The 25337-nt window shown below is 61.1% G+C and carries 24 protein-coding genes and 1 pseudogene; 10 read left to right on the forward strand and 15 right to left on the reverse strand.

Annotated features, from left to right (window positions below; translation table 11 throughout):
- Positions 1-68: 68 nt before the first annotated feature.
- On the forward strand, positions 69-2177 hold the full coding sequence (locus V8J81_RS08385) for a GumC family protein (protein WP_368475296.1): 2109 nt from the start codon (positions 69-71) through the stop codon (positions 2175-2177).
- A gap of 18 nt (positions 2178-2195) precedes the next feature.
- Here the strand turns inward: V8J81_RS08385 and V8J81_RS08390 are convergent, their stop codons facing one another.
- The 8 genes and pseudogenes from V8J81_RS08390 to V8J81_RS08420 form a co-directional block, all read right to left on the reverse strand.
- Positions 2196-2915 carry a VIT1/CCC1 transporter family protein gene (locus tag V8J81_RS08390; RefSeq protein WP_368475297.1) on the reverse strand — a complete coding sequence of 240 codons (720 nt, stop codon included), beginning with the start codon at positions 2913-2915 and terminating at the stop codon, positions 2196-2198.
- On the reverse strand, positions 2915-4324 hold the full coding sequence (locus V8J81_RS08395; RefSeq protein ID WP_368475298.1) for an FAD-binding oxidoreductase: 1410 nt from the start codon (positions 4322-4324) through the stop codon (positions 2915-2917). The genes V8J81_RS08390 and V8J81_RS08395 overlap by 1 nt, the downstream gene beginning before the upstream one ends.
- Positions 4325-4421: 97 nt before the next feature.
- Positions 4422-4799 carry a rhodanese-like domain-containing protein gene (locus tag V8J81_RS08400; protein WP_368475299.1) on the reverse strand — a complete coding sequence of 126 codons (378 nt, stop codon included), beginning with the start codon at positions 4797-4799 and terminating at the stop codon, positions 4422-4424.
- 10 nt (positions 4800-4809) lie between these two features.
- A complete protein-coding gene (gene ispG, locus V8J81_RS08405) occupies positions 4810-5943 on the reverse strand; it encodes a flavodoxin-dependent (E)-4-hydroxy-3-methylbut-2-enyl-diphosphate synthase (RefSeq protein WP_368475300.1) in 1134 nt (377 codons plus the stop codon).
- A 170-nt stretch (positions 5944-6113) separates the two neighbouring features.
- Positions 6114-7103 carry a DUF4115 domain-containing protein gene (locus V8J81_RS08410; RefSeq protein ID WP_439649920.1) on the reverse strand — a complete coding sequence of 330 codons (990 nt, stop codon included), beginning with the start codon at positions 7101-7103 and terminating at the stop codon, positions 6114-6116.
- A gap of 138 nt (positions 7104-7241) precedes the next feature.
- Positions 7242-7547: pseudogene (locus V8J81_RS20515) on the reverse strand (helix-turn-helix domain-containing protein); the annotation flags it as partial.
- Between the two features lie 266 nt (positions 7548-7813).
- Positions 7814-9037 (reverse strand): 5-aminolevulinate synthase, encoded by a 1224-nt coding sequence (gene hemA / locus V8J81_RS08415; protein WP_368475302.1) that lies wholly within the window; start codon positions 9035-9037, stop codon positions 7814-7816.
- 197 nt (positions 9038-9234) lie between these two features.
- Positions 9235-9825 carry a recombinase gene (locus V8J81_RS08420; RefSeq protein ID WP_368475303.1) on the reverse strand — a complete coding sequence of 197 codons (591 nt, stop codon included), beginning with the start codon at positions 9823-9825 and terminating at the stop codon, positions 9235-9237.
- A 222-nt stretch (positions 9826-10047) separates the two neighbouring features.
- Between V8J81_RS08420 and V8J81_RS08425 the strand changes: the two genes are divergently transcribed.
- Positions 10048-11424, forward strand: a complete 1377-nt coding sequence (locus V8J81_RS08425) for a M20/M25/M40 family metallo-hydrolase (RefSeq protein WP_368475304.1) — start codon at positions 10048-10050, stop codon at positions 11422-11424.
- 168 nt (positions 11425-11592) lie between these two features.
- On the opposite strand, the gene V8J81_RS08430 is transcribed toward V8J81_RS08425, so the two are convergent.
- From V8J81_RS08430 to V8J81_RS08440, 3 genes are read right to left on the reverse strand one after another with little or no spacing between them, the layout of a single operon-like run.
- Positions 11593-12951, reverse strand: a complete 1359-nt coding sequence (locus tag V8J81_RS08430; protein WP_368475305.1) for an MATE family efflux transporter — start codon at positions 12949-12951, stop codon at positions 11593-11595.
- 42 nt (positions 12952-12993) lie between these two features.
- Entirely contained in the window at positions 12994-13935 is a 942-nt protein-coding gene (locus V8J81_RS08435) for a nickel/cobalt transporter (RefSeq protein ID WP_368475306.1), read from the reverse strand.
- On the reverse strand, positions 13923-14582 hold the full coding sequence (locus tag V8J81_RS08440) for a DUF1007 family protein (protein WP_368475307.1): 660 nt from the start codon (positions 14580-14582) through the stop codon (positions 13923-13925). The genes V8J81_RS08435 and V8J81_RS08440 overlap by 13 nt, the downstream gene beginning before the upstream one ends.
- 183 nt (positions 14583-14765) lie before the next feature.
- Here V8J81_RS08440 and V8J81_RS08445 point away from each other — a divergent pair, with 183 nt between their 5' ends.
- Together V8J81_RS08445 and V8J81_RS08450 are read left to right on the forward strand one after the other, a co-directional pair.
- Entirely contained in the window at positions 14766-15347 is a 582-nt protein-coding gene (locus tag V8J81_RS08445) for a hypothetical protein (protein WP_368475308.1), read from the forward strand.
- Positions 15347-15877: a Flp family type IVb pilin gene (locus tag V8J81_RS08450; protein ID WP_368475309.1), complete on the forward strand. Its 531-nt coding sequence runs from the start codon at positions 15347-15349 to the stop codon at positions 15875-15877. Before V8J81_RS08445 ends, V8J81_RS08450 begins: the two co-directional genes overlap by 1 nt.
- A 56-nt stretch (positions 15878-15933) precedes the next feature.
- Here the strand turns inward: V8J81_RS08450 and V8J81_RS08455 are convergent, their stop codons facing one another.
- The gene (locus V8J81_RS08455; protein ID WP_368475310.1) at positions 15934-17115 is read right to left on the reverse strand and encodes a Hint domain-containing protein; all 1182 of its coding nucleotides are present in this window, start codon (positions 17113-17115) and stop codon (positions 15934-15936) included.
- Positions 17116-17271: 156 nt separating this feature from the next.
- Between V8J81_RS08455 and parE the strand changes: the two genes are divergently transcribed.
- From parE to V8J81_RS08470, 3 genes are all read left to right on the forward strand, one after another.
- Positions 17272-19233: a DNA topoisomerase IV subunit B gene (gene parE, locus V8J81_RS08460; protein ID WP_368475311.1), complete on the forward strand. Its 1962-nt coding sequence runs from the start codon at positions 17272-17274 to the stop codon at positions 19231-19233.
- Positions 19226-19654: a hypothetical protein gene (locus V8J81_RS08465; RefSeq protein ID WP_368475312.1), complete on the forward strand. Its 429-nt coding sequence runs from the start codon at positions 19226-19228 to the stop codon at positions 19652-19654. Before parE ends, V8J81_RS08465 begins: the two co-directional genes overlap by 8 nt.
- Positions 19655-19727: 73 nt before the next feature.
- Positions 19728-20276 (forward strand): hypothetical protein, encoded by a 549-nt coding sequence (locus V8J81_RS08470; protein ID WP_368475313.1) that lies wholly within the window; start codon positions 19728-19730, stop codon positions 20274-20276.
- Positions 20277-20442: 166 nt separating this feature from the next.
- On the opposite strand, the gene V8J81_RS08475 is transcribed toward V8J81_RS08470, so the two are convergent.
- Positions 20443-21054 carry an outer membrane protein gene (locus V8J81_RS08475; RefSeq protein ID WP_368475314.1) on the reverse strand — a complete coding sequence of 204 codons (612 nt, stop codon included), beginning with the start codon at positions 21052-21054 and terminating at the stop codon, positions 20443-20445.
- A gap of 236 nt (positions 21055-21290) precedes the next feature.
- On the opposite strand from V8J81_RS08475, the gene V8J81_RS08480 reads away from it, so the two are divergent.
- Complete coding sequence (locus tag V8J81_RS08480) at positions 21291-21695, forward strand: PaaI family thioesterase (RefSeq protein WP_368475315.1); 405 nt, start codon at positions 21291-21293, stop codon at positions 21693-21695.
- A gap of 6 nt (positions 21696-21701) precedes the next feature.
- Here V8J81_RS08480 and V8J81_RS08485 read toward each other — a convergent pair whose 3' ends face one another.
- Positions 21702-22103, reverse strand: coding sequence for a c-type cytochrome (locus V8J81_RS08485; protein WP_368475316.1), 402 nt, complete (start codon positions 22101-22103; stop codon positions 21702-21704).
- Positions 22104-22228: 125 nt separating this feature from the next.
- Between V8J81_RS08485 and V8J81_RS08490 the strand changes: the two genes are divergently transcribed.
- The gene (locus tag V8J81_RS08490; protein ID WP_368475317.1) at positions 22229-22915 is read left to right on the forward strand and encodes a hypothetical protein; all 687 of its coding nucleotides are present in this window, start codon (positions 22229-22231) and stop codon (positions 22913-22915) included.
- The gene (locus tag V8J81_RS08495; RefSeq protein ID WP_368475318.1) at positions 22915-23355 is read left to right on the forward strand and encodes a DMT family transporter; all 441 of its coding nucleotides are present in this window, start codon (positions 22915-22917) and stop codon (positions 23353-23355) included. The genes V8J81_RS08490 and V8J81_RS08495 overlap by 1 nt, the downstream gene beginning before the upstream one ends.
- Here the strand turns inward: V8J81_RS08495 and V8J81_RS08500 are convergent.
- Positions 23352-25163, reverse strand: coding sequence for an ABC-F family ATP-binding cassette domain-containing protein (locus V8J81_RS08500; RefSeq protein WP_368475319.1), 1812 nt, complete (start codon positions 25161-25163; stop codon positions 23352-23354). The two genes, V8J81_RS08495 and V8J81_RS08500, sit on opposite strands and share 4 nt — an antisense overlap.
- Between the last annotated feature and the right edge of the window lie 174 nt (positions 25164-25337).

Raw genomic sequence — 25337 nt, forward strand, 5'->3', positions numbered from 1 at the left:
TTGAACGCATCAGGTAAACGCCTGCCAACAAGAGGGTTGATCTTCGCGATCACTGGGGTGCGAGTAGAATGACGACGGGAAACGACGCTGAAACAAGCGGTGCAACGGGTGGCGAGATTGACCTGTTTGCATTGGTGCGCACCCTTTGGCGCGGGAAGTATTGGATCGCGTTGTTTTCGATCCTGTCGATGCTGGTCTTCGGGTTTTATACGATGCGGTTTGTTGCGCCGATGTATCCGGCGCGGGCGAGCGTGGTTTTGGAAGTGCAGGACCAGCAGGTCATCTCGGACATCGAGAGTGTTTTTGCCGGCGCGGGAACAGATCTATCGGCGATCAATACCGAGATTGAGGTGTTTCGGTCTCGCGAACTGATCGGGCGATTGGTCGACGACCTCGACCTCGTGAACCATCCGGAGTTCGGCAATACGGACGGACGGGGCGTCGTAAGCTTTGTTCGAACCCTAATCAGTGATTGGGAGCCGCCCACCATCGAAGGCGAGGAGTTGCGGAACCTCGTGATGGACCGTCTCATCAACCGGCTTGCAATCACGAATATTCGCCAATCCTTTGTTTTCAACATCTCGATTGAAACCCGAAATCCGGAAGACTCAGCGCGTATCGTGAACAGACTGGCCGAGCTATACGTTGAGAACCAGATTCAGCGAAAGCTGGATGAGCAGACCCGCGCCATCGAGTTTCTGTCGCTCAGAACCTCCGAGTTGGAAGCAAACCTCGAACAGCTCGAACAAGGCCTTGCGCAACGTATGGAACAATCCGACGTGATCGACGGCGACGTGCTCCAGGCTCAGAATTTGCAACTACGCGATACACGCGACCGTATCGCAGAGACAGAAGCAAGACTGACCCAAGCCACGGCCCTATCGGATGCCTTGGCCGCTGCCGAAGGGGCCGAGGCTTTGATCGCCGTGGCGGAAAACTCGGGCGACACGCGGTTCAATGCAATTGTTCAGCGCTTTCAAGACGGCCGCCTTGGCGCGGCTGCAACCGAGATCGCGTTGCGCGAAGTACAAGACGATATCAGCGCCGATCTGCGCCGCTTGGAGGCACAGCTGACAAGCCTGCGCCGGTCGGAAACAGAGCTGACCAATCAGTTCAACAACCAATCCGAAGAGCTGATCGAACTTCAACAGCTTGAGCGCGAAGCCAATACGGCGCGCCTGCTCTATGAGACGTTCCTGACGCGCCTTCAGGAGGCCAGCGTTCAGCGCGGGCTTGAAACAGCAGACAGCCGGATCTTGTCGGAAGCCATTCCGCGGCCTGCGTCCAGCCCACGAATTATGATTACCCTCGCCCTTGCCGCAATTCTGGGTGCGATGGCCGGGGCGGCTCTTGTGCTGATCCGCGAATGGCGTTTCGCTGGCTTCCGCACGACCGACGAGATGCGCCAAACGCTCCCCGTTTCGGTTCTGGGCTCCCTGCCTGCCATGACAAGCAGCAAACGCATCGAAGTGCTGAACCATCTGCGCGAGAAGCCCAATTCTGTCTTTGCCGAGGCCGTGCGCAACCTGCGCACCTCGATCCTGATGTCCAACCTCGACCGCGCCCCTCAGGTGATCCTTCTGACGTCTTCGGTTCCGGGCGAAGGCAAGACGACCCTGTCCATTGCACTCAGCCGCTATCTGCGTGCGCTGGAGGGCAAACGTGTGCTGCTCGTGGAAGCCGATATTCGCCGCCAAACGCTGCGCGCATATGTTGGGGAAGGCCATCAGGCAGGTGTCCAGCTAATCGATGTCGTTTTGGGCCGCGTGGCACTTGAGAATGCGAACCTCATGGATGATGAGCTTGGCGTCGAAGTCCTGATGGGCTCAGGCGGCGATTTCAACGCCGCCGACCTTTTCGAGTCCCGCCGCTTCCAGGACCTCATCACCAAGTTGCGCGAGCATTACGACCATATCATCATCGACAGCCCGCCTGTTCTGGCCGTCCCCGATGCTCGCGTCCTGTCGCGCTATGCCGATGTCAGTGTTTTCGCCGTGCGTTGGAGCCACACGACCCGCACCCAGGTTCGACAGGGCCTGGAGATGCTCAATAGCGTGGGTCACCCCGCGGATGGTGTTGTCCTTACCCAAGTGGACCAGCGCAAAATGAAGGGCTACGGCTATGCCGGGCAATACGGGTATGACGGATACGCGTCAGGTTATTACGCAAAAGACTGAAGACTTGATTCAAGGCGCCTAAAGCCCCTGCCCCACCAATGCACCGATCGCACTGGTCGCAGCCATCGCCAGTGCGCCCCATAGTATGACCCGGAACGCGGCTCGGGCCCTTGGCGCTCCGCCGGCCTGTGCACCCAAGGCCCCCAATGCTCCCAAGGCGGCCAAGGTCCCAACGGCCACTGCAAAGATCAGGACAGAGACCGGCGCTACAATTGCCACGCCCAACGGCACGGCCGCGCCCGCAGCAAAAGTTGCCGCTGACACAAGAGCTGCCTGAACAGGCTGGGGCGGCGACAGATCCGTCAATCCAATCTCATCCCTGAGATGCGCGGTCAGTGCATCATGCCGGGTCAATTCTTCGGCCACTTCCGCCGCCAGATCGGGCCTCAGGCCCCGCTCCTCATATATCGCCCGCAGCTCGGCCAATTCCCCCTCGGGATTTCGCTCCAGTTCGGCGCGTTCGCGCGCCACATCAGCCTTTTCCACATCTGCCTGGCTGGAGACAGAGACATATTCACCCGCCGCCATGGACAGCGCACCGGCGACCATACCGGCCAATCCCGCCAGAAGGATGACAGCCTTATCGCCAGACCCAGCGGCCACGCCAGCAATCAGGGAAGCTGTTGACAGAATGCCGTCATTGGCCCCCATGACCGCCGCACGTAACCAACCTGATCGCCCGGAAAGGTGCGGCTCGTCATGGGCCGAAGGAACGTTTGAGGCCGTGGGACGCACCATCAGCCCGGCAACCGCATTTTGCCCGGATTGAAGATGTTCAGCGGATCGACCCCGCGCTTGATGGCCCCCATCATCTCAATCGCAGCAGGGCCAAGCTCTCGCTCCAGATACTTGGCTTTGCCCTGCCCGATCCCGTGCTCGCCGGTGCAAGTGCCATCCATGGAAATCGCCAGATCGTTGAGCCAGCCGACAAAACCTTCGGCCTTGGTGATCTCGTCCGGGTTGTCCATGTCGATCAACAAAAGCGTATGGAAATTCCCGTCGCCCACATGGCCCACAACCGGTGCGGTGAACCCAAGCTCCGCGAGCTTGTCCTGCGCCGCGCCCACACAATCGGCCAGACGCGACAGGGGCACGCAGACATCTGTCGAAATTCCTTGCGCCCCGGGCCTAAGCTGCAGCGCCGCCCAATAGGCATCATGGCGCGCCTGCCAAAGCTTGGTCCGCTCTTCCTCGCGAGTGGTGAAGGTGAAGCCCGTCCCGCCATATTCACCGGCGATCTCACCAAAGACCTCAGCTTGCTCCGTGACCCCAGCCTCTGTCCCATGGAATTCCAGCAACAGAAGCGGCGTCTCGGGCAGCGTCAACTTGGAATAAGCGTTGCAGGCCTTCACCTGCAAAGCGTCGAGCAACTCAATCCGCGCTACCGGCAGCCCGTATTGGAACGTGGCGATCACCGCGTTGCAGGCCGCCTCGACGCTCGGGAACGAACAAGTGGCAGCCGATGTTGCCTCGGGAATACCCTGCAGCTTCAGCGTCAGCTCAGTGATCAGCCCCAACGTCCCCTCGCTACCCACGATAAGCCGTGTCAGGTCATACCCGGCCGAGGTTTTCCGCGCCCGCTTCGCACTGGTCAGGATTTCGCCCGACGGCAGTACGGCCTTCAGAGCCAGCACATTGTCCTTCATCGTCCCGTATCGCACCGCACATGTGCCCGAGGCACTGGTCGCGGCCATGCCCCCCAGCGAAGCATCGGCACCGGGATCAATCGGAAAAAATAGTCCCGTATCGCGCAGATGCGTGTTCAGCGCCTTACGCGTCACGCCGGGCTGAATCGTGACATCCATGTCCTCGGCATGGACGGCAAGGATCTTGTCCATCTGACTGAAATCAAGGCTGATGCCGCCCGCAGGGGCATTCACATGGCCTTCCAGCGAGGTACCCGTGCCAAACGGAATGATCGGTGTCTGGTGCGTGGCGCAAATGCGCACGATCTCCTGCACTTCCTCGGTGCTCTGCGGGAAGATCACCGCATCAGGCGGTTGGTTGCGCAACCAGGTTGTGGTGTGTGCGTGCTGTTCGCGGAGGGCCTGGCCGGTTTCGACCCGAGGGCCGAACCGTTGCGTCAGCACGGCCAAAGCGGTGGCGATACCGTCCTCATTTCGTGGTAAATCAGCGACCAGCGCCATGCGCGCACCCCTCTTGTCTGCCGAGGTATCGTTACCAGCGGGGCAGAAGGCACTCAAGCAAACACAGGAGCATTTGGGATGTCGCTGGGAAGCACCGTCAGTCCTGTGTCGGACCGCCCGCCTCTTTCCAAGCCGCAAAGCCACCGATGTTGGTGACATTGGTGTAGCCCATATCCTGCAGGGTCTTGCCGGCAAGTGCCGCCTGCCCACCCGCACCGCAGATCAGGTAGAGCTCGGCGTCTTTCTGGAAGATCGGATTGTAGAGCGCCTCAACACCCGGATCGGCGCGGAACTCGATCATGCCGCGCGGCACATGGTGCGCCCCTGCAATCGTGCCACTTGCTTTCAGATCAGAACTGTCGCGCACATCGATAAAGACTGCTCCGTCCTTACCATGCCGTGCCACGGCCTCCTCCGCTGACAGGCGTGGGACAGAGGCATTGGCAGCTTCCATGTAATCCTTGGCAGTTTTCATCTCTCTCTCCCTATTCCGCAGCTTGCTCAGCGGCCGTTTTTGCCGCTTCAATCTCTTCGGCCTTCTTCTCGACCTGTTCGACGATGTGCTCGACCATCTGGTCGTTGCTCATCTTGTGGCTCTGCTTGCCCGCCAGGTAGACCATGCCGGACCCGGCCCCACCGCCGGTGAAGCCCACATCGGTCATAAGCGCCTCACCCGGCCCGTTCACCACGCAGCCGATGATGCTGAGGCTCATGGGCGTCTTGATATGCTCCAGCCGCCGCTCCAGCGTCTCGACCGTTTTGATCACATCGAAACCCTGCCGCGCGCAAGACGGGCAGGAGATGATGTTGACGCCGCGGTGCCGCAGCCCAAGAGATTTAAGGATCTCAAATCCGATCTTCACCTCTTCCACAGGATCGGCGCTCAGGCTGACACGCATCGTATCGCCAAGTCCCATCCAAAGCAGATTGCCCAGCCCGATGGCCGATTTCACCGTGCCGCCGACAAAGCCACCGGCCTCGGTGATGCCCAGATGGAACGGCGCGTCGGTCTGCTCGGCCAATTGCTGGTAGGCGGCCATCGTCATGAAGATGTCCGACGCCTTCATCGAAATCTTGAAGTTCAGGAAATCACTGTCTTCAAGGATCTTGATGTGGTCGAGGCCAGACTCGACCATCGCGTCTGGCGTTGGCTCGCCGTATTTCTCAAGCAAGTGTTTCTCAAGCGACCCTGCATTCACCCCGATGCGAATGGAGCAGTTATGATCCCGTGCCGCCTTGATGACCTCCTGCACGCGATCGGATGATCCAATATTGCCGGGATTGATCCGCAGGCAGGCCGCGCCCGCCTCGGCCGCCTCGATTCCGCGTTTGTAGTGGAAATGGATGTCCGCCACGATCGGAACCGGGCTCTCGCGCACAATCTCATGCAGCGCTTTCGAGCTCTCCTGATCCGGCACCGACACCCGCACGATGTCTGCCCCCGCCTCCGCTGCAGCCTGCACTTGCTCAATCGTGGCCTTCGCATCCGTCGTCAGCGTGTTCGTCATCGTCTGGACGCTGATCGGGGCATCGCCACCAACAGGCACGTTCCCCACCATGATCTGGCGCGTCTTGCGCCGGTCGATATTGCGCCAAGGGCGGATGGGATTGTGTGACATCTTCAGGCGGCCTTTTTCCGGTCTTGCCGCCAAGATAGACATGTCAGGCGGGCTGGACAATGCAAGCGACGCGAAATGCCAAAGCAGCGCGGACGCCCGTTCCGATTGAGCCCGCTTGCGCGGCTGCTGACGGCGGGTTTTCGAGGGAAATACGCGCAGATAGAAAAGGTTTAGGGGCGTGGCAGCGGGCGTTCGGTATCCGCATCCGGGGTCAGCACCACGACCGGCAAGGCATTGCTGGCTACGATGGCAGCCGCTTGGTCTGCCGGGATGTCCGGAAACAGCGTCAAAGCCGTCTCAAGCTGACCGCTATTTGCGCCGGTTGGGTCATAGACCACGGCGTCGGGTGTTGGGGTCGGCACAGGCGTGGGCAAGTCTGGAATGGTGTCGATGACGGTCGATGTCACCTCGATCACGACAGGGTCAGTCGTATCGACAATCGTGAAGTCGCGGGTCAGGGCCTCTGCGGTCAGTTCCACATCGCGCACAATTGCACCACTATTTCCGGCCGGGCCAAACGCCACGCCATTCACGGCAAAGTATAGCGATCCGGCATTTCCGGTTCTCAGCACCGGTGTGCCCTGATCGGTCGGGATCACGTAGTAGTCGCCTCGATTGAGCGTGGCTTCGTGGATGAAATCCCCCGCCTGATTGGTAACCCGAACCCATGTGCCGTTGGTGGCGTAGATCATCACCTGATCAAGGGCTTGCGTGACCTGCACAGTGGGGGCTGCCGCATCACCACCGCCCAGTTGTGGCGCAACGCGTGGTGCGGCGTCCGCAAGGGCGCCTACCTCATTCGGGTCCACCGTGCCAATCGCACCATCGCGCGGTGTCAGCACTGGCGCTTCAAGCGCTTGGGGCCGGTACAACCGGTCAGCACTTTCCGGGCCAGGCACCGCGATATCAAAGCCTTGCGCCACATCAAATGCCCCCTCGGAGGCTCCGGCCAACGGATCAAGTTGTGCCAAAGGCACGGCGGGCGCTTCATCAATGGGCGCGATGTTAAGGCGCTGAATGTCGTGCAAGATGGCCCAAGCGCCATAGCCGATCCCGCAAGCCAAAAGGACAAGGACGGCAACGGAGCCAAGCGCGCCGGGTTCAACCCGAGCGAAAAAGCTGTCCTTGACGGGCGCGTACGAGATGCGGGTCGACGACATGACCTCATTCGGGTCAAGGCGGCGCGGCGCTTCGCTGACCTTGCGCTTAACCTCCCCCGCCTGCCCTGCGGCACCGCCGTGAATGCCGCGGAAACCCGTGCCCTCGCAGAAGCGGCGAAAGGTCCATTCCGGGTCGATGCCTAGATAGCGCGCGTAGGAGCGCACATAGCCCGCGATGAAGCCCGGGGATTGGAACGCCCCGACGTCGCCATTCTCAATAGCGGCGATGTAAGTCGCACGGATACGAAGTTCGCGCTCGACATCCAGTAGGCTTTTGCCAAGCGTAGCGCGTTCACCCCTCAGCAAATCGCCAAGCGGCACGTCATGTAGGTCATATCCATCAAAGGCTGGCGTCGGGGTCGGATCGGCATCGGTCGACGGGTCGAACGCGCCGTGCGCATCCCACTGTCCATCGCCCCTATACTGATCGTTGTCATGGCCCATGCGGCCTGCCCCGATTCTATGGGTCCAACCACCACGATTTGTGGTGTGCTGCCCGCTTGTCCCAAGATGTTACCCCAAAACGGATGATTCCCAAAGGACCTCCGCCGACTTTTGTCGTGGATACCATGGGCCGCGCACCAGATGCACCCCGGATGAACGCGAAACGCAGCGTTTCGGCGCGTTTCAGCCCATGATTTCGTAAACAATCCTGAGGGATGCATGATCCTGCGCCACATTGGCGCGGCACCAGGCGTTGGTCGGCGCGCTCAGCCGGCCAATTCCTGACGGTTCAGCGCACAATGCGACCACAAGCCGTCCATTGCGCGAACCAGACCGTCCAGCATGTCTGGCCCATGAACCGGCGACGGCGTGAAGCGCAAACGCTCCGTCCCGCGCGGCACGGTCGGGTAATTGATCGGTTGCACATAGATACCGAAATCGGCCAACAGCATGTCCGAGATCGCCTTGGTGTGCACCGGATCGCCCACCATGACGGGCACGATGTGGCTGCCATGGTCGATGATCGGCAAACCAAGCGCCTTCAGCCGCATCTTGAGCACCTTCGCGCGCTCCTGATGCAAATCGCGCAGCGCCTGATCAGTCTTGAGATGCCGGACAGAGGCCGCAGCCCCCGCCGCAACAACGGGCGGCAGCGAGGTCGTGAAGATGAAGCCCGGCGCGTAAGATCTTACGGCGTCACACATTTTTTCCGATGCTGCGATGTAGCCGCCGTGAACACCAAACGCCTTGCCAAGCGTGCCGTTGATGATGTCGACGCGGTCCAGCAAGCCATCGCGTTCCGCCACGCCGCCGCCGCGCGGGCCGTACATACCTACCGCGTGCACTTCGTCGAGGTAGGTCAGCGCGCCAAACTCATCGGCCAGATCGCAGATTGCTTCAATCGGGCCGAAATCGCCGTCCATCGAATAGATCGACTCAAAGGCAATCAGCTTAGGGGCTTCAGGATCGTCGGCCTCCAACAGCTCCCGCAGATGCGCCACATCATTGTGGCGGAAAATCCGCTTGGCACCACCATTGCGGCGCACGCCTTCGATCATCGAGGCGTGGTTGAGCGCATCGGAGTAAATAATGAGACCCGGGAACAGTTTAGGCAGCGTGCTTAAAGTCGCATCATTGGCGATATAAGCGCTCGTGAAAACCAGCGAGGCCTCTTTCTGGTGCAGATCCGCAAGCTCGGCTTCCAGCGCCTTGTGATAAACGGTGGTGCCGGAAATATTGCGCGTGCCGCCGGAACCCGCGCCCGTCGCCTCAAGCGCCTCATGCATGGCCGCAAGCACAACCGGATGCTGCCCCATGCCCAGATAGTCATTGCCGCACCAAACAGTGATCTCCTGCTTGGAACCATCGGGCTTTTTCCAGACCGCATGGGGGAAGTTGCCCTTGTGCCGTTCAATGTCGATGAACGTGCGGTAGCGGCCTTCCTCGTGCAGTTTGCCCAGGGCAGCGTCGAGCGCATTGTCGTAGTTCACTGGCGGTCTCCTTGAGCGGGCAACTCACCCGGTCAGTTCGATGGCTGTGGGAGTTATCCCCGTTGGCCTGACATATGGCGCAAAGGCCGGTGAGGCCAAGTTACAAAATGCCGCGTTGGAAACTTTGATCTGCGTCAAGCCGTGACGTCAAATGGCAAATGGCCCCCGCGTTTCAGCAGGGGCCACTCAAAAGAGTTTTATTCGGTGCCCAGTCGAACCTCGAAGGCCGGGTAGCCGAGGCTGTCAGAGAAGCTGAACCCACCATGGCAATCATGGCAGAACGACTGGCTGATGTTCATAGGGTTCCCGTTGGGTTGGACGGCAGAGTAGAACCAGCCATCGGTATCCGGGAATTCCTCGGTCGTACCACGCGTCATGATGAACAGCGGCCCACGGCGCGGGGCATTGTCGCGCAGCGTATAGCTTTCCTTGGCAATGACGGTGCCGACGGGCATCTCAAAGCTCTCATCATCTTCCTCGTACTGAATATAGGCCTCATACCCGACCTCATTGACGAAGGTGTTCAGGAACCGCCCACCATGGAAGCCGGGCGCGGCAGGGCCCGTCTGCGCCTGCCCCCATTCGCGGTAGACGGCGGCCACTTCGTTGTCACCGCTCTGGTAATTCTCCAGCAGCTCATCGGCGACGCATTCGTAAAGCGCGTCGATCTGCTCTTGCGTGAAATCGGGGATCTCGGCCTCGAACGTGCAGCTATGCCCATCCGCGGCAGCAGAAGTGGCAAAAAGCGCCGATGCAATGGCGGCGGTGGCGAATAGGCGATGGCTCATCTGGTGTATTTCCCTGGCTGTCTGTTGTCCCTTACGCCCGCAGGCGCGATGACTGCACGCTATCGCATACAGTGGAAAATCCAATCACACGGCCCTTCACATTCGCGGGAGCGGGCCTGGCCCGTCTGCCGGCCCGGGACCGTCCTCGCAGCAAAGGCACTCTGGTTGCGCCCCCGCGCACAAAGGACCAAGTTGCGGGAAAGCCAATCCAACGGAGTGCCCATGTCCCTCGACGCTGTCCTGACCCGCATCGACCAAGACCTCGACGCCGCCACCGAACGCCTGTTTGACCTGTTGCGCATCCAGTCGATCTCCACCGACCCGGCCTTTGAAGGGGAGGTCGCCAAGGCCGCTGACTGGCTCGCGGCTGAGCTGACCGGCCTTGGGTTTGATGCCAGCGTGCGCCCTACTCCGGGCCACCCGATGGTCGTGGCCCACGGCGCGGATGACGGCCCGCATGTGCTGTTCTATGGCCACTACGACGTGCAGCCGGTCGACCCTTTAGAGCTGTGGAACCGCGACCCCTTCGACCCGGTGATCGAAGAGCAGAACGGCGTGCCCGTCATCCGAGCACGCGGCGCGGCTGACGATAAGGGCCAGTTGATGACCTTTATCGAGGCCTGCCGTGCGTGGAAGGCCGAGTTCGGTAAGCTGCCCGCGAAGGTCACCATCTTTCTGGAAGGCGAAGAGGAAAGCGGCTCCCCCTCCTTGGTGCCGTTCCTTGAGGAAAACGCGGACGAGCTGAAGGCCGAGGTAGCCCTTATCTGTGACACAGGCCTCTATGCCGATGGGGTGCCGGGTATCGTGACGCAACTACGCGGCATGTTGCAGGAAGAGATCACCGTCACAGGCCCACGCATCGACTTACATTCCGGCATGTTCGGTGGTGTGGCGATGAACCCGATCCGCGTCCTGAACCGGGTGTTGGCAAACCTGCATGACGATCAAGGTGTCATTCAGGTGCCCGGTTTCTATGACGGCATCCCAGAGTTGGAGCCTGAGCTGAAGGCGCAATGGGACGGGCTCGGATTCGATGCAGAAGCGTTTCTTGGCCCCGTGGGCCTAAGCCATCCGGCGGGCGAAGCGGGCCGCACAGGCCTTGAGATGATCTGGTCGCGTCCGACCGCGGAAGTGAACGGCATCTGGGGCGGCTATACCGGCGCGGGCTTCAAGACCGTGCTGCCGTCCGAGGCCCATGCCAAGATCAGCTTCCGCCTTGTGGCGGGGCAAGACCCGCTGCGCCTACGTGAGAATTTCCGCGACTGGGTTCTGGCGCAAATGCCGCCCGATTGCTCAGTTGATTTCAAGGAACACGGCGCATCGCCGGCAGGCATGATGGACACAAGCCACCCAATCTTCGAGAAAACGCGCGAAGCGTTGTCCGATGAATGGCCTGCAGAGGCCGCCTTTATCGGCTGCGGCGGCTCTATCCCCGTGGCGGGGTATTTCAAGACAATCCTTGGAATGGATTCCGTGTTGGCGGGCTTTGGCAAAGACGATGACGCTATCCATTCCCCCAATGAAAAATACGACGTGGAGAGTTTCCACAAGGGCATCCGGTCTTGGGCGCGGGTCTTGGGCAAGCTGGCCGACGGATAAAGGGATTGCGCCGCGCGTTCCGCGCGTCGCCGGGCGCAGATTTCCAAGGGAAATCTGCGCGACCCTACCGCAGGCATGGCGCGGAGTGGCTGGCGTTGGCGGGGGGCTGTCTGCCCCCTGCGCCAAAGCGCTCCCCCGAAGGATGTTTATGAAGCGACGAAGAGAGGCTCACGCTTTGGCGGCAAACGCCGCGCGCGCGGAGAGGTTTCTGTAGCGGAGGATCAGCACTAGCCCCGCGCCAGCAAGACCGATGGCGAGGCCCGCCCAGATCCCCTCTCCCTCGAAGCCGAGCGGGAAGCCGAGGATATAGGCCAAAGGCACCCCAACGATCCAATAGGCCACAAAAGCATACAGCATCGGCACGGTTGTATCTTGCAGCCCGCGCAAAAGGCCAAGCGCCATGACCTGGGCCGCATCAGCCAGTTGAAAGAAACAGGCCACGATCAGCAGGCTCACGCCAATGGCGATGATTTCAGGGCGCAGTGGATCGGTCGGGTCCACGAAAAGGCCCACAAGCGGGGCTGCGGCGACAATTAGCAGAACGATGGTGGCGGCCACCATAAGGCCTGACAGAAGGAGCGCGGCCCAAGCGGCGCGGCGCAGGCCCGTCGGATCGCCCAAACTCCACGCGCGGCCCACGCGGATCGTGGCAGCGGAACTCAGGCCAATATGGACCATGAACGTCACAGAGATGATCTGCAGCGCAATGCCATGGGCGGCCAATTCCAGCGTTCCGATCCAACCCATCAGCAACATCGTCGCCATAAAGAGGCCTGCCTCGGACACCAGCGTGACCGCAATGGGCGCGCCAAGGCGGAACACCTGCGCCATGGCCTGCGGATCGGGTCGCCAGAAACGGGCGAAAAGCGCGTATTTTGCCATGTCCGGCCCGCGCGCAGCATAGAGCGCGAGGATCGCGAAGATCAGGATATGGGTACCGAGAGAGGCAATAGCCGCCCCTTTCAACCCCAGCTCCGGCGCACCCAGATTACCAAAGATCAGCACCCAATTCATAAACGCGTTCAGCACAAGCCCGCCCAGCCAGGCCCAGAGCACAATGCCGGGACGGTCCAGCGCGCTCAGATGCGAGCGCAGCGCAATCAACAGCACGCCGGGCCAGATCGCCAGCCCCGCGATGCGCAAGTAATCTTGCGCGTCCGCCGCGACCTGCGGGTCTTGTCGGGCTTCCAGAAGGATCGCCTCGGAAAACCAGAAAAGCGGCAGCGCGGCAGCGCCGAAAATGAGGCCGATCCACAGGCCCATCCGGGTGACGCGCCGCACTTGCACTGCGTCATCGCGCGCCGCCGCCGCCGCGACCATCGGCATCACGGCCAGCGAAAAGCCCATGCCCATGATCAGGATCAGGTGGAAATAGCTGGAACCGAGTGCCACGGCCGCCAATTCCTCAACCCCGTACCAACCCATCATCACCGTGTCTGTGACGCCGATGAAGGTTTGGGCCAATTGCCCGCCGATCAGGGGAAGGCCGAGTTTCAGCGTGGCGCGGATATGCTCGGCGAGTGTCATGGGCGCGGCTTACGCCGATGGCACGCCCCCCACAAGCCGCGTTCAAAGGGCTGCTACAGCCAGTTGAGTGGCCAGCAAGGCTACGACTGCGCCCACCGCCAGTTCGATCCATGGTTGAACGCGCGCTAGAGCTGCCCCTCCGGCCAGGCCCGCCAACACGCCCTGCCGCAACCCGACAGAGGCCAGCGCGACAGCAACTGTGACCGACGCCGTGCCCAGCGACATTGCGACGGTTCCTGCAACACCCGCCCAGAACACGCCGAGCTGTGCGGTCAGGATCAGCAGGAAAAGCGCGCCCGTGCAGGGCCTTACGGCAATGGCCGCAATTAGGGCTGCAACCTCCCGGGGGCCGGTTGCCTGCGCCAGCGCCTCTGGGTCCGGGCCATGGGCATGGCCACAAGTGGAGCAGGCATGGCCGTCCCCAGTATGGTCGTGATCGTGGTGGTGTCCGTGGCCATGGTTGTGATCATGGGCGTGGGCGGTCGCCTGCCGCGCCCGCCAGAGCCCCCGTGCACCCCGGAACGCCAGCCAAAGACCGACCAGCGCAATGGCCCCGAAACTCAGTGGCGCAAAAAACCGGTCCGCTGCATCGGTCATCTGCTCCCGGCTCCAGCCGATCAGCCACAGGCCTACGCCCACCAGAACAATCGCTGTCAGCCCCTGCGCCAGGCTGGAAGCCATGGCCACCGCCGACAAACGCCAAGCTCCAACGGCTCGCGCCGCGCCGTAGCCACCGATCAACAGCTTGCCATGGCCGGGACCAGCCGCATGGAAAAAGCCATATCCGAAACAGATCGACATCAGCCCGGCCACCGCAGCAGGCTCCCCGGCGCGCAACCGGCGCAAAGCGCCTGCCATCGCCTCCTGCGCCGTGCGTTGGCCCTCCAGCGCCCAGGCGGTCACAACCCGGTCGCCGCCCGACAGCCAGAACCACAGGCCCGCGCCCAACACGGCCAAGGCGACACCGGCAATCACCCACCGCATGCAAACACGACCCTATCGGCGAAATATGCTCCCACGGCCGGGAAGTTATCCTCTGCCGCGACAGCACCGCCGATCTCTTCCATCGCAGCATCCAGCACGGCATAGGCCGCGTCCAGATCGGCACGCTCCAGGCCCGGCACACAATCTGCGCCGTCTACAACCATCTCACCCGTCATCTCGAAGGCGATGTAGAATTCCGGATCATAGGCCTGTGCCACAAAGACACCGTCGCCACCGGGGTCCACAACCGGGCGGCGATGGACCGTGCGCATCTGCCCCTCACCCACCAACTCCATGGACACAGCCTCTGGCGCGCCAATCTCCAGCGCCACATCGCCCCGGCGCAGCTCCAGCCCGCCCTCGAACCCACTGTTCCAGTTCAGGTCAAAGCCAAGATGCGCCTCAACCTCCGCGTCCGTCAGGGCCAGATCAAAATCCTCATCTAGCCCGTAATCTTCCAGCAAAATCAGCGAATACAGCCCGTCATAAAGCCACGTCACCTCAACGGCTGTCACATATCCGTCTTCCATGATCACCCGAAGGCCCGCATCAATGAAGATATGAGGATGCGCCCCCGATGCGCCCGGCCAAAGGGCCGCCACACAGGCAATCGGCACCACTCGGGTCAGCTTCAAAGGCAATCGCATAACCGTGTGTATCCTTCGGCCATTGAGGCGGAGCAAGGGGCGTTTTGCACGGTTCGGCACACATCCGCCCAGCGATTGTCTCCGAAAAGCACCGCTATTGTTCTCAGCTCGCTGCCAATGCGCCACATTCTTGCCCGCTTCTGGGCGCATACCGATCACTCAGTGTTACGAAGGTAAAGTGTCGTGAGTATCGGAAATCTGTTCCAAACGTTTATTGACGAGGAACTTGGCGCAATCACCACCGATTGGACCGCCCTCACAGGGCTTGCCGTGGGTTTTGCGCTGGCCACAGCAGCTCTCTTCACCGACATCAATGGCATGCTCGCGGGCAATATGAACGAAGAGCTTGCAGATGGCGACATTGCCGATGACTGGCCGCACTACGTCACCGATCACTTTGAGCCTTTGCTGGCCTCCGGCTATCTGAGCGTTGGCCAGGCCGCCTATTTGCACAGCGAAGCGTTCGACATGATGAACCATGAGGTCATCACCCGGCTTGATGCAGGCATTGCAGCCCTCGAAAACGGCACCATCACGGCACCCGAACTGGCTGAACTCGTTTCAATCGCGTCCATCGCGCACCAGCGCAACCTCGTCCCGGACACGCTGCTGAACGAGCATTTCGGATTTGACAACGACACGACCCCTTACATGACAGCCGACAGTGCGCCTGACGCGGGTGACGCGCCTTATTCCGGCCCGTCCTGCACGCAATACGGCAATAATTGCGGGGACGACGTCGCCAACAACGGGACAAGCGGATAATGCGCGTTCAATCCAAATCATTCGTGTCGCTGCTTGCAACGGATTTCGTCCGGGCCGAAGACGGCGTTACCACAACGGATTGGACCGTCCTCGCCTCACTCTGTGTGGGACTTGCTCTGGCAACTTCCGGAGAATTGACGGATGTCTTTAATTTGATTGCCGGTCAGGTCGACGGCGAAATGCGCGACCGTCAGATGCAAGATGATTGGGTAGAATTCTACGCCAGCCATTTCCAGCCGATGCTCGAAGCCGGCGTGCTCGACGAAGCAACCGCCTCCAGCTACCACGATCTTGCCGGCGGAATGATGAACCACACATTGATGTCGGAACTCGAAGCCGGCATCGAGATGTTGGAAAACGATGTACTGACCCAAGAGCAACTTGGTCAGTTAATCTCGGTTGCCTCGATCGCGCATCAACGCAACCTCGTCGATCCGGCCGTTCTCGACTACTATTTTGGGTTCGACGGGTCCGATCCGTATTACATGCAGACCGCCAGCGCCCCGCCGCCTCCGTCACAGACAAGCTGACGGCATTGGTGGGAGGGGGGAGGAAAATTGCTGCGCGCGCGCAGCAACAGCGCAAGTCACGAAACGCGAAGCAACAACGTGTCTTGGGCCGCTTCCGCCTCGGCCACGATCGCACGAACCCGGCGTCCCTCTGCAATGGGATAGGCTGCACTTTCGTGCTCCGTGACCTCATCGGGCATGCCATCAGGGAAAAGCAGCATCAAATCAGCCTGCGCAGCCCGGTCCAGACCGGCCCAAGCTTGCGGCCCCATAAGCAGGCTTTCTGCGGCAATGCCCTCCGCGTCCAGAATATGGTGGCCTTCCAACAGGATATGGACGTAGTGAAAATCGGCGTCCGGTATCCATTCCTCTATGCCAAATTGGCCCACCAAATCCTTGGCCGGGGCCAAGACAGTCTCGGCGCCCAGCCGCGCCGCGATGGAGTCGCCGGACAAAGCCAAACGATGGTGGCGCGATACGCGCAACACGTCCCCAGATGCGGCCGGGATCGAGATCCCGCGCAAAGAAGGGTCCGCCTGCACCTCAGACAGTTTGACATGCCGGGCGAAAACCCAGGCCACAGGCTGCGGTCCGCTGTCGAGCGTGCAGACCGTATCTCCGGGGCGCAGCCTTTCGACCGCCTTGAACCCGTCAGGCGTGCGAATGCGCGTCCCACCCACAAAGCAGATATTGGGCGCGCCGGGTGTGGGTGTCTGATTGTTGTCAAACCCGGTTGAGGTGCGTTGGATCGACCGACCATCAATATCATTTCCGAAGTCTTCGCCACTGCCAGACTGCGTGGCCGTGCTGGAAAAGCCGGTATAGTCATTCGGTGGGTCGTCGAACGTGTCGCCGTTGTAGACGGCCTGAATAAATTCGTCGTTGTCAGGGTCATAGACGACAACGTTGTCTCTGGCGTTATTAAGAACGCCGCTTCCAAAATCCGCATCAAAGGCCAGATTATCGCCAGTCGTCGCGGGCAGGCTGCCCCCGTTCTGCACATTGCGCACGACGACAGCGTGCGCGCCTGCTTCCAGAATTGTGCCCGGTGGAAAGGTGAACCAATTGCCGCGTCCGGCATCCCAAAGCTCTAGCCCCGAGATGTCTATGGCGCTGCCGGAGGTGTTGACCAGCTCCACATATTCGTCACCGCCGCGCGCAACACCATTCACGTCGGTGTCGGTGTTGAACCCGCCCGAGCTATTGGGATCCGCAAGGATCTCGTTGATGGCGATCCCGCCAAGAAGGGTATCCGGCATCTGACTGCCCGCACATTCGAATGATCTTTCAACAGTATAGGCGAACTGGGGTCAGAATATGGCGGGGAGAATGCGCTTAAGCCTCCCACAGCACCTTCCCCCCCTCCCCCAAACCTGCCATTATTGGCAAAAGGGCACACAATATAGAGCAGAGCCATGGCCGACGACCTTCTATCGGGCACCCCCGACGCGCAAGCCTATGACGCCTCCTCCATCGAGGTGTTGGAGGGGCTGGAGCCTGTGCGCAAACGCCCCGGCATGTATATTGGCGGCACCGATGAACGCGCGCTGCACCATCTGGTGGCCGAAGTGCTCGACAATTCCATGGACGAGGCCGTCGCGGGCCACGCCAACCGCATCGAAGTGACGCTCCACGCCGACTACTCCGTCACCATCACCGACAATGGCCGCGGCATCCCGATCGACCCGCACCCCAAATTCCCCGATAAATCCGCCCTCGAAGTGATCCTCTGCACTCTGCACGCGGGCGGCAAATTCTCCGGCAAGGCCTATCAGACGTCGGGCGGCCTCCACGGCGTCGGCGTCTCCGTCGTCAACGCGCTGTCCGATCACGTCCGCGTCGAAGTCGCCCGCAATCGAGAGCTTTTCGCCCAAGACTTCTCCCGCGGCGTCCCCCAAGGCCCCGTCCAGTCGCTCGGCACGACACCCAACCGCCGCGGCACCGCCGTCACCTTCCACGCGGACGAACAAATCTTCGGCTCGCACCGGTTCAAGCCCGCGCGGCTCCACAAGATGGTCCGCTCCAAGGCCTATCTGTTCTCGGGCGTCGAAATCCGCTGGAAGTCCGAGATCGACGATGGCGAAACGCCCACCGAAGCCACCTTCCACTTCCCCGGCGGCCTCGCCGACTACCTCGGCGAAACCCTCGGCACCGCGCCGGTCTATTCCGACAAACCCTTCGCGGGCAAAGTCGACTTCCAGCCCCGCTTCGGCGTGCCCGGCTCCGTCGAATGGGCCATCAACTGGACCCCCACACGCGACGGCTTCATGCAGTCCTACTGCAACACCGTCCCCACCCCCGAAGGCGGCACCCATGTCGCGGGCTTCTTCGGCGCCGTCCTCAAAGGCATCAAGGCGTACGGGGAACTCGCCAACAACAAGAAGGCCGCCAACATCACCCGCGACGACCTCGCCAACGGGGCCTGCGCGCTGGTATCCTGCTTCATCTCCGAGCCTGAATTCGTGGGCCAAACCAAGGACCGCCTGGCGACAACCGAGGCCCAACGCCTCGTCGAAGGCGCCGTCCGCGACCACCTCGACAACTGGCTCGGCCAGAACACCAAAGAGGCGGGCGCGATCCTCGATTTCCTCGTCCTGCGCGCCGAAGAACGCCTGCGGAGAAAGCAGGAGAAAGAAACCGCCCGCAAATCCGCCACCAAGAAACTCCGCCTTCCCGGCAAGCTCGTCGATTGCTCCCAATCCGCCCGCGAAGGCACCGAACTCTTCATCGTCGAAGGCGACAGCGCCGGTGGCTCTGCCAAGATGGCGCGCGACCGCAAGACCCAGGCCCTCCTGCCCCTGCGCGGCAAGATCCTCAACGTCCTTGGTGCGGCCTCCTCGAAACTCTCCTCCAACGCCGAAATCAGTGACCTCACGCAGGCCCTCGGCGTCGGCCTTGGCACCAAATTCAACATCGACGACCTGCGCTACGACAAGATCATCATCATGACCGACGCGGACGTCGACGGCGCCCATATCGCGTCCCTCCTAATGACGTTCTTCTTCACCCAGATGCGCCCGATGATCGACCAGGGCCACCTGTACCTGGCCTGCCCGCCCCTCTTCCGCCTCACCCAAGGCGCGAAACGCGTCTATTGCATTGATGAGGCCGAGCGTGACGAATGGCTCGCCAAGGGTTTGGGCGGCAAAGGAAAAATCGACGTCTCCCGCTTCAAGGGCCTCGGCGAAATGGACGCCAAGGACCTCAAAGAGACAACGATGGACGTCTCAACCCGCAAACTCATCCGCGTCAATGTCGACGACGACGTGCCGGGCGAGACCGGAGACCTCGTCGAACGCCTTATGGGCAAAAAACCCGAACTCCGCTTCCAATACATTCAAGAGAATGCGCGGTTTGTGGAGGAGTTGGATGTTTAGGAAACTAGTTGGGGTTGCGCTTGTCTTCACCCTCACCGCCTGCGGCACGGCCCCCGAAACCCTCATCATGTCCCGCCGCACCGGCCTGACCGGATCCGGCGAAATCACCCAAGGCGTCCTCCGCAATTCCGGCGAGATGCGCATCGAAACCCAATACGAGACCTTCACCGGCCGCTGGGTCGCCGTCCGCGAAGGCGCAAATCAGGGGTTGGAGCTGCTACAGAGCGCCGCCGGAGGCTCCATCCTCCGCGAAACCGCCTCCATCCTCGCCGACACCGAAGCCGGGTTTGGAACGGCGATCTTGACGAGTGATGGAGGCCGCTCCATGCGCTGCGAGTTCCGCTACACGGGCGTCCAGATCACCGCGATTGGCGTGTGCGAGACGACGGATGGGGAAGTGTTTGATTTGCAGGTGTCGTGAGGGGGTGAGACTGTCGTCGGCGGCTGACCACAGGAGCGTTTGATGCGATCAAGAAAGATAGGATTGTTGGAAGATGGCTGATGGAACCTTTTCTAAACTACCTGACGTCTGGTTTGATGTTTACGCTCGTTTGATCCCCGGAGCTACGATCATCGGGCTTGTTCTCTTAAAGTTTGGAATTTTTCCCGACGACACAACTATTGGTAGCGCGACCTGGATAATTTTCTTTGGCTATGTGCTCGGTCACTTAATTCAACCGGCGACAACTTTTTTGACCATTCAACTCATAGAAAGAAATACAGGAGTTTTGTCTGAAAAGGCGGAGGCATACCAAGTTCTCAAACCGGAATCTCGTGGCGCAATGGTTCTGTCAAAACAACACGCTGAAACAGTAGGCTTTTTTGCAGTTGCACTTGGTTGTCTGTTCATTCCGTTCTCCGATGAGATTGCACTATTCTTGCAATTGACAGACCAACCCTCCGCAGAGAGCGCAAATGTAAGGCTTCCAGATCGGCTCTTCTATGCACTGACTATGCTATTTTTGCTGTTTTCGGTCGAGCGTGCATTCGAACAGCTTAGGCGTTCTAGACGGTATCTGAACCAAGCCCGCCCACAAACCTGATAGAGGCTAGGCCGGGCCGAGACACGAACCGGTGGGTCGGGTCGTGATCAGCAATCGCAGAGCAAACATGAAGCAGGTGTTTGTCATTTGCTCCACAAATCTGAAAACAAACCCGGAAAGCGCAAGTTCTCCGGGCCCTCATGTCAGTCCAAAAATCACCCCAATCTCAGAACCGGAAACCAACCCGTAAGGTCGCCGTGTTCAGCGGTCCTTCCAGCCGTGGCACCGCCGGGTCCATCTCCAACTCGCGCGACGTATAGTCAAAGCCCACGAACAGCCGGTCGGTCACGTTAAACTCCGCCCCTGCCCCGAAATTCAGCCCGCTCACCGTCGTATCCACTCCGGCGAACCAGTAGTTCCCCGTCGAGTAGCCCGCCGCTGCATAAACCAGAACGTCATCGCCCAGCGCGTAGCCCGCCCGGGCGCGCAGGTCGATCACGTCTTCCAAGCGCGTGCTGATCGTATCTGCGTCGATGAAATGCAACATCCGCACCTCACCGCCATAGACAAAACCGCCATTCTGGAAGTTGTAGCCCGCGAACCCGCCCCAGGCGTCGCCTTCTTGCGGATAGCGCACGGTGAACACGTTCGCTCCCGCAAGCGTTGCGCTGAATTCGCTGTCGACCAGACCGTATTCGAGGCCCGCATAGAAGCCATCAAATCCACGTTCTTCGGCGATGATCACAGGCGGTGGCGCGGCGGGCGCGTCATAGGGCCCGGCAAATGCGGCACCGGTGGAGGTCAAAAGGGCAAGGGTCGTCAGCGAAAAGCGCATCATGGCAAAAGGTCCTTTGGTAGAATGAGCAGACGCAAATTTGGTGCATGATTCCCCCGCATTCTGTCCAGTCCGGCGCAAAAATGCGGGTCGCCGAACGTGGCGTGGAGTCCACAGAAATTGCGTTAACAAAATCCTAACAAAAACGCCCTTACCAAACAGAAACAACGCCTTAACCCCTCCGCTCACGCGTGAGCAGCCCCTTCCCCTCCGCCCTCATCTCCCCTACCCTCGCTCCCATGACACCTGCTGATGCCCAAGCCCTTCTGGCCGATCATTTCGCCCCTTGGGTTCTCGATCTGAACCTCGCCGTGACCGATATCGGGGCCGAAGCCACCACCACCCGCATGCCCCTCACCCCCCGCCTCGCGCGGGTCGGCGGCATCGTCTCGGGCCAAGCGCTGGCCGCCCAGGCCGACACGACCATGATCCTCGCCCTTGCGGGCTACGTGGGGGATTTCGTGCCCGCAGGCACCGTCACGCTCGACACCCAATTCCTGCGCCCAGGCACCGGCCCGGCCATCCTTTGCCGCGCCACGATCATCCGCGCCGGCAAATCCCTCGCCTTCGCCCGCGCAGACCTCAGCGCCGAGGACAACGGCAAACCCGTCGCCACCGCCACAGCAACCCTCGCCCTGCCTTGAACCGTCTCAGTCCTGCTGCGTGGCGAGATACTCCACGAGGTCGATCACCTCAGGGCTCGTCAGAACCGTATCGCCGCCCGGGCTTGTCATGACCTCGCTCATCTCCGAAAACATGCGGCCAAAGACGGGCATCTCACCACCATGGGACAGAAGCGGGTCGCGCCCATCGATGTGGCCCGCCACGCCCACGCGCGGGAAGTAGCCGCCGTTTTGTCCTTCAATCATGCGCAGATTGGCTGGCGGAACCACCAACACCTCCGCCATCGGCCCGTCGCCAAGCAGCGCCGTTCCATGACAGACCGCGCAATGATCGGTGTAGAGCCGGGCGCCGCGCTCTGTATCCTGGGCGTCGGCAGGCGCGCCCGCAATGAGCCCAAGGGCAGTTAAGATCATACATCGTTTCAGCATGTGACACCTCTGTTTCCGCCGTGAGTGTGCCGACAACGACGTCGTGATGCCTTGATCCCGGTCAAAGCACTTGGCCTCGGCAATATTCGGTTCTATCGCGCTGACGAATCCGTAAAGATGGCGCCATGCGAACCCTCTTCCTTCTTTTTCTGACCCTCCTGCTCGCCACCTGCGGGCGCCCGCTGACCGAGGCCGAAATCGCTTATATGGCGGATATCCAGGGACCAACGTTCAACCCCAGACCCGTGCGGATCGTCCAGAATCCGTTTGTTGGCATCTTCACACAGACCTACCCCACGCGCCCTCCTGTCACCTGCCGCGAGCGCATCTTCCCGCCGCCCGAAAGCCCGACCACCAGTGGCCAAACGGCTGGCATCGTCTTCTTCAACACGCTCCACCTGCGCGAAGATGTTGTTCTGCCCGATTACACGCGGTTCGAGGACGGCACCCGCGGCCTCGTCGCCGCAATGTTCTTCGCCCATGAAATGACCCATATCTGGCAATGGCAGAACCGAGAGGTCACGAACTACCACCCCTTCCGCGCCTTCTGGGAACATGCCGTCATCGAGGATCCGTACCTGTTCGATAACGACGACCCGCGCCCGTTCCTGAGCTACGGATATGAGCAGCAAGCCTCGTTGGTCGAAGAATATGTGTGCTGTCGCGCTCTCGACCCGGACGGCGCCCGCACTGCGCGGCTAGAGGCCCTGATCGGCCAGGTTATGCCCGTCACGCCCCTGCAATCCCGCGCCGACGACACCGACATCCGCATCCCCTGGGCCGATGCCCCCATCGGTGGGATCTGCTCCTGATGCCGGCCCAAGCCCTCATCATGTTCGCCGCTGGTATCGGCATCCCGATCCTTGCAGCCCTAAACGCGCGGCTCGGAGCCAATATCGGCTCCCCCGCCGCTGCCGCGACGATCCTGTTCGTTGTAGCATTGATAACTGCGGGCGTGACCGTCGCCGTCACGGGGTTGGAGCCCCTGCGCGCGCTGCCAGGCCAGCCCAAGCATCTATTCTTAGCGGGCGCTCTGATCGCTTTCTACGTGCTCACGATCACCTATATAGCACCGACATTCGGCGTCGGGAATGCCGTGTTTTTCGTATTGCTCGGGCAGCTCGTCAGTGCCGCTGCCATCGACCATTTCGGGCTATTCGGCGCGCAGGTCAGCCCGATCTCAGGCCTACGTCTACTGGGGATCGCCGTCATGGCATCTGGCGTGGCGCTCACTCAGTTGGCCGCCCGTTAACCGGCCTTTTCTTCCAGTTCCAGCCACTCCATTTCAGCGGCGTCCAGCTTGGCCTGCCGTTCGGCCAAGGCATCGGTCGCCTTCTGCGCCTTCACGGGCTGCGCTGTGTAAATCTCGGGATCTGATAGAAGCTCGGAGAGTTTAGCGATCTCGGCCTCCAGCCGTCCGATTTCGGATGGTAACGTCTCAAGCCGGTGCTTTTCCGTGAACGACAGCCCAGTTTTTTTCGCCTTTTCAGCTGGTTCTGATGCGATCTTCTCGGCCTTCGGCCTGCCCTTATCGGGCTTCACGGGGGCAGCGCCACCCCTTTGAGCGATCATATCCGTCCAACCGCCGGCATAGACGACCGAACGACCCGCACCTTCCAACGCGACCGTGGTGGTCGCTACACGATCCAGAAAATCACGGTCATGGCTCACGAGCAAAACCGTGCCCGGATACTCCCCCAGCAAATCCTGCAGAAGATCGAGCGTTTCGACGTCCAGATCGTTGGTCGGCTCATCAAGCACCAACAGGTTACTCTCACGCGCCATGATCCTCGCCAGCAACAGTCGCGCCTTCTCCCCGCCCGAGAGGGACCGCGCAGGCGCGCGCGCCTGCGCATCGTCGAACAGGAACTCCTTTAGGTAGCCCACGACATGCTTTGGCACGCCACGCACCAGCACCTGATCGGCACGGCCCTTCACGCCAACCTCCGGGTCATTGGCGAGGCTTTCCCATAGGGTCGCATCCGGGTCGAGGGCTGAGCGGGTCTGGTCAAACACCGCCATCTCGATCCCGGTGCCGTGGCTAACGCTGCCCGTATCCGGCGTCAGCTCACCCGTCAGCATCTTCAGAAGCGTCGTCTTACCCGCGCCATTGGGGCCGACAAACGCCACGCGGTCGCCACGCAAAACGCGCAGATCAAACGGCTTCAGGATATCTTTGCCATCGTAAGCCTTTGAAATACCAACGGCTTCAATGACCTTCTTACCGGATTGTGGTCCGGCCTCCAACGCCATCGCGGCCGTGCCTTGCCGCCGGATCATCGCCGAGCGTTCGGCCCGCAACTCGCCCAAGGCACGCACACGGCCCATGTTGCGCTTGCGGCGCGCGCTGATGCCTTCCACGGCCCATCGCGCCTCGGCCTTGATCTTGCGGTCAAGCTTGTGGCGGGCAAGGTCCTCCTCCGCCCAGACCGTGTCGCGCCATTCCTCGAACCGGTCAAAGCCCTTGTCCATCCGCCGCACAACGCCGCGATCGAGCCACAGGACCCCGCGCGCCAAAGCGTTCAGAAACGCCCGGTCATGGGAGATCAGGATGAAGCCTGCCTTGGTCTGCTTCAGTTCGCCCTCAAGCCATTGGATCGCGTCGATATCGAGGTGGTTGGTGGGCTCGTCCAGCAGCATCAGATCCGGGGCTTCCGCCAACAGCCGCGCCAAGGCCGCGCGCCGCCGTTCTCCACCCGAGGCCGCCGAAACCTCTGCGTCGAGTCGCAGCTTGAGGCCCTCAGCTGCCGCTTCCACACGCCATTCCTCGGACGGGCCAAGCGTAGCCAACGCAAAATCGCGTAAGGTCTCGAACCCGGAAAAGTCCGGGTCCTGTTCCAGATAGCCCACGCTCGTACCATCGGGCAGAACGCGACCGCCTGCATCAGCTTCCACCAATCCTGCCATCACCTTCATGAGCGTGGATTTGCCCGAGCCATTGCGGCCCACAAGCGCCATGCGGTCACCTGCCTGAACCACCAGATCCAGATGGGAAAACACCGGATCACCGCCGAAAGTCAGGGCGATATCGTTCAACTGCAAAAGCGGAGGTCTGGCCATGGCGCGGGGCTACGCCACCCCCCAGCAAGTTTCAACCACCCCGGCTTCCACTGGTTCCAAATACTTCCGCCGGAGGCATCCGATCGGAGCCCTTGATGCAAACATCCCCATTCGCGCACCGCCCTTGCCACCTGCGCCGCGTTTTCCCCTGGAAAATGCACCCGGCGGCGCCGA

It is taken from the genome of Gymnodinialimonas sp. 202GB13-11 (assembly GCF_040932485.1).
Taxonomy (GTDB): Bacteria; Pseudomonadota; Alphaproteobacteria; order Rhodobacterales; family Rhodobacteraceae; genus Gymnodinialimonas; species Gymnodinialimonas hymeniacidonis.

Coding starts and splice junctions, on each gene's coding strand:
- V8J81_RS08385 (WP_368475296.1), top strand. CDS start 69: ATGACGACGGGAAACGACGCTGAAACAAGCGGTGCAACGGGTGGCGAG.
- V8J81_RS08390 (WP_368475297.1), bottom strand. CDS start 2,915: ATGGTGCGTCCCACGGCCTCAAACGTTCCTTCGGCCCATGACGAGCCG.
- V8J81_RS08395 (WP_368475298.1), bottom strand. CDS start 4,324: ATGGCGCTGGTCGCTGATTTACCACGAAATGAGGACGGTATCGCCACC.
- V8J81_RS08400 (WP_368475299.1), bottom strand. CDS start 4,799: ATGAAAACTGCCAAGGATTACATGGAAGCTGCCAATGCCTCTGTCCCA.
- ispG (WP_368475300.1), bottom strand. CDS start 5,943: ATGTCACACAATCCCATCCGCCCTTGGCGCAATATCGACCGGCGCAAG.
- V8J81_RS08410 (WP_439649920.1), bottom strand. CDS start 7,103: ATGTCGTCGACCCGCATCTCGTACGCGCCCGTCAAGGACAGCTTTTTC.
- V8J81_RS08420 (WP_368475303.1), bottom strand. CDS start 9,825: ATGAGCCATCGCCTATTCGCCACCGCCGCCATTGCATCGGCGCTTTTT.
- V8J81_RS08425 (WP_368475304.1), top strand. CDS start 10,048: ATGTCCCTCGACGCTGTCCTGACCCGCATCGACCAAGACCTCGACGCC.
- V8J81_RS08430 (WP_368475305.1), bottom strand. CDS start 12,951: ATGACACTCGCCGAGCATATCCGCGCCACGCTGAAACTCGGCCTTCCC.
- V8J81_RS08435 (WP_368475306.1), bottom strand. CDS start 13,935: ATGCGGTGGGTGATTGCCGGTGTCGCCTTGGCCGTGTTGGGCGCGGGC.
- V8J81_RS08440 (WP_368475307.1), bottom strand. CDS start 14,582: ATGCGATTGCCTTTGAAGCTGACCCGAGTGGTGCCGATTGCCTGTGTG.
- V8J81_RS08450 (WP_368475309.1), top strand. CDS start 15,347: ATGCGCGTTCAATCCAAATCATTCGTGTCGCTGCTTGCAACGGATTTC.
- V8J81_RS08455 (WP_368475310.1), bottom strand. CDS start 17,115: ATGCCGGATACCCTTCTTGGCGGGATCGCCATCAACGAGATCCTTGCG.
- parE (WP_368475311.1), top strand. CDS start 17,272: ATGGCCGACGACCTTCTATCGGGCACCCCCGACGCGCAAGCCTATGAC.
- V8J81_RS08465 (WP_368475312.1), top strand. CDS start 19,226: ATGTTTAGGAAACTAGTTGGGGTTGCGCTTGTCTTCACCCTCACCGCC.
- V8J81_RS08470 (WP_368475313.1), top strand. CDS start 19,728: ATGGCTGATGGAACCTTTTCTAAACTACCTGACGTCTGGTTTGATGTT.
- V8J81_RS08475 (WP_368475314.1), bottom strand. CDS start 21,054: ATGATGCGCTTTTCGCTGACGACCCTTGCCCTTTTGACCTCCACCGGT.
- V8J81_RS08480 (WP_368475315.1), top strand. CDS start 21,291: ATGACACCTGCTGATGCCCAAGCCCTTCTGGCCGATCATTTCGCCCCT.
- V8J81_RS08485 (WP_368475316.1), bottom strand. CDS start 22,103: ATGCTGAAACGATGTATGATCTTAACTGCCCTTGGGCTCATTGCGGGC.
- V8J81_RS08490 (WP_368475317.1), top strand. CDS start 22,229: ATGCGAACCCTCTTCCTTCTTTTTCTGACCCTCCTGCTCGCCACCTGC.
- V8J81_RS08495 (WP_368475318.1), top strand. CDS start 22,915: ATGCCGGCCCAAGCCCTCATCATGTTCGCCGCTGGTATCGGCATCCCG.
- V8J81_RS08500 (WP_368475319.1), bottom strand. CDS start 25,163: ATGGCCAGACCTCCGCTTTTGCAGTTGAACGATATCGCCCTGACTTTC.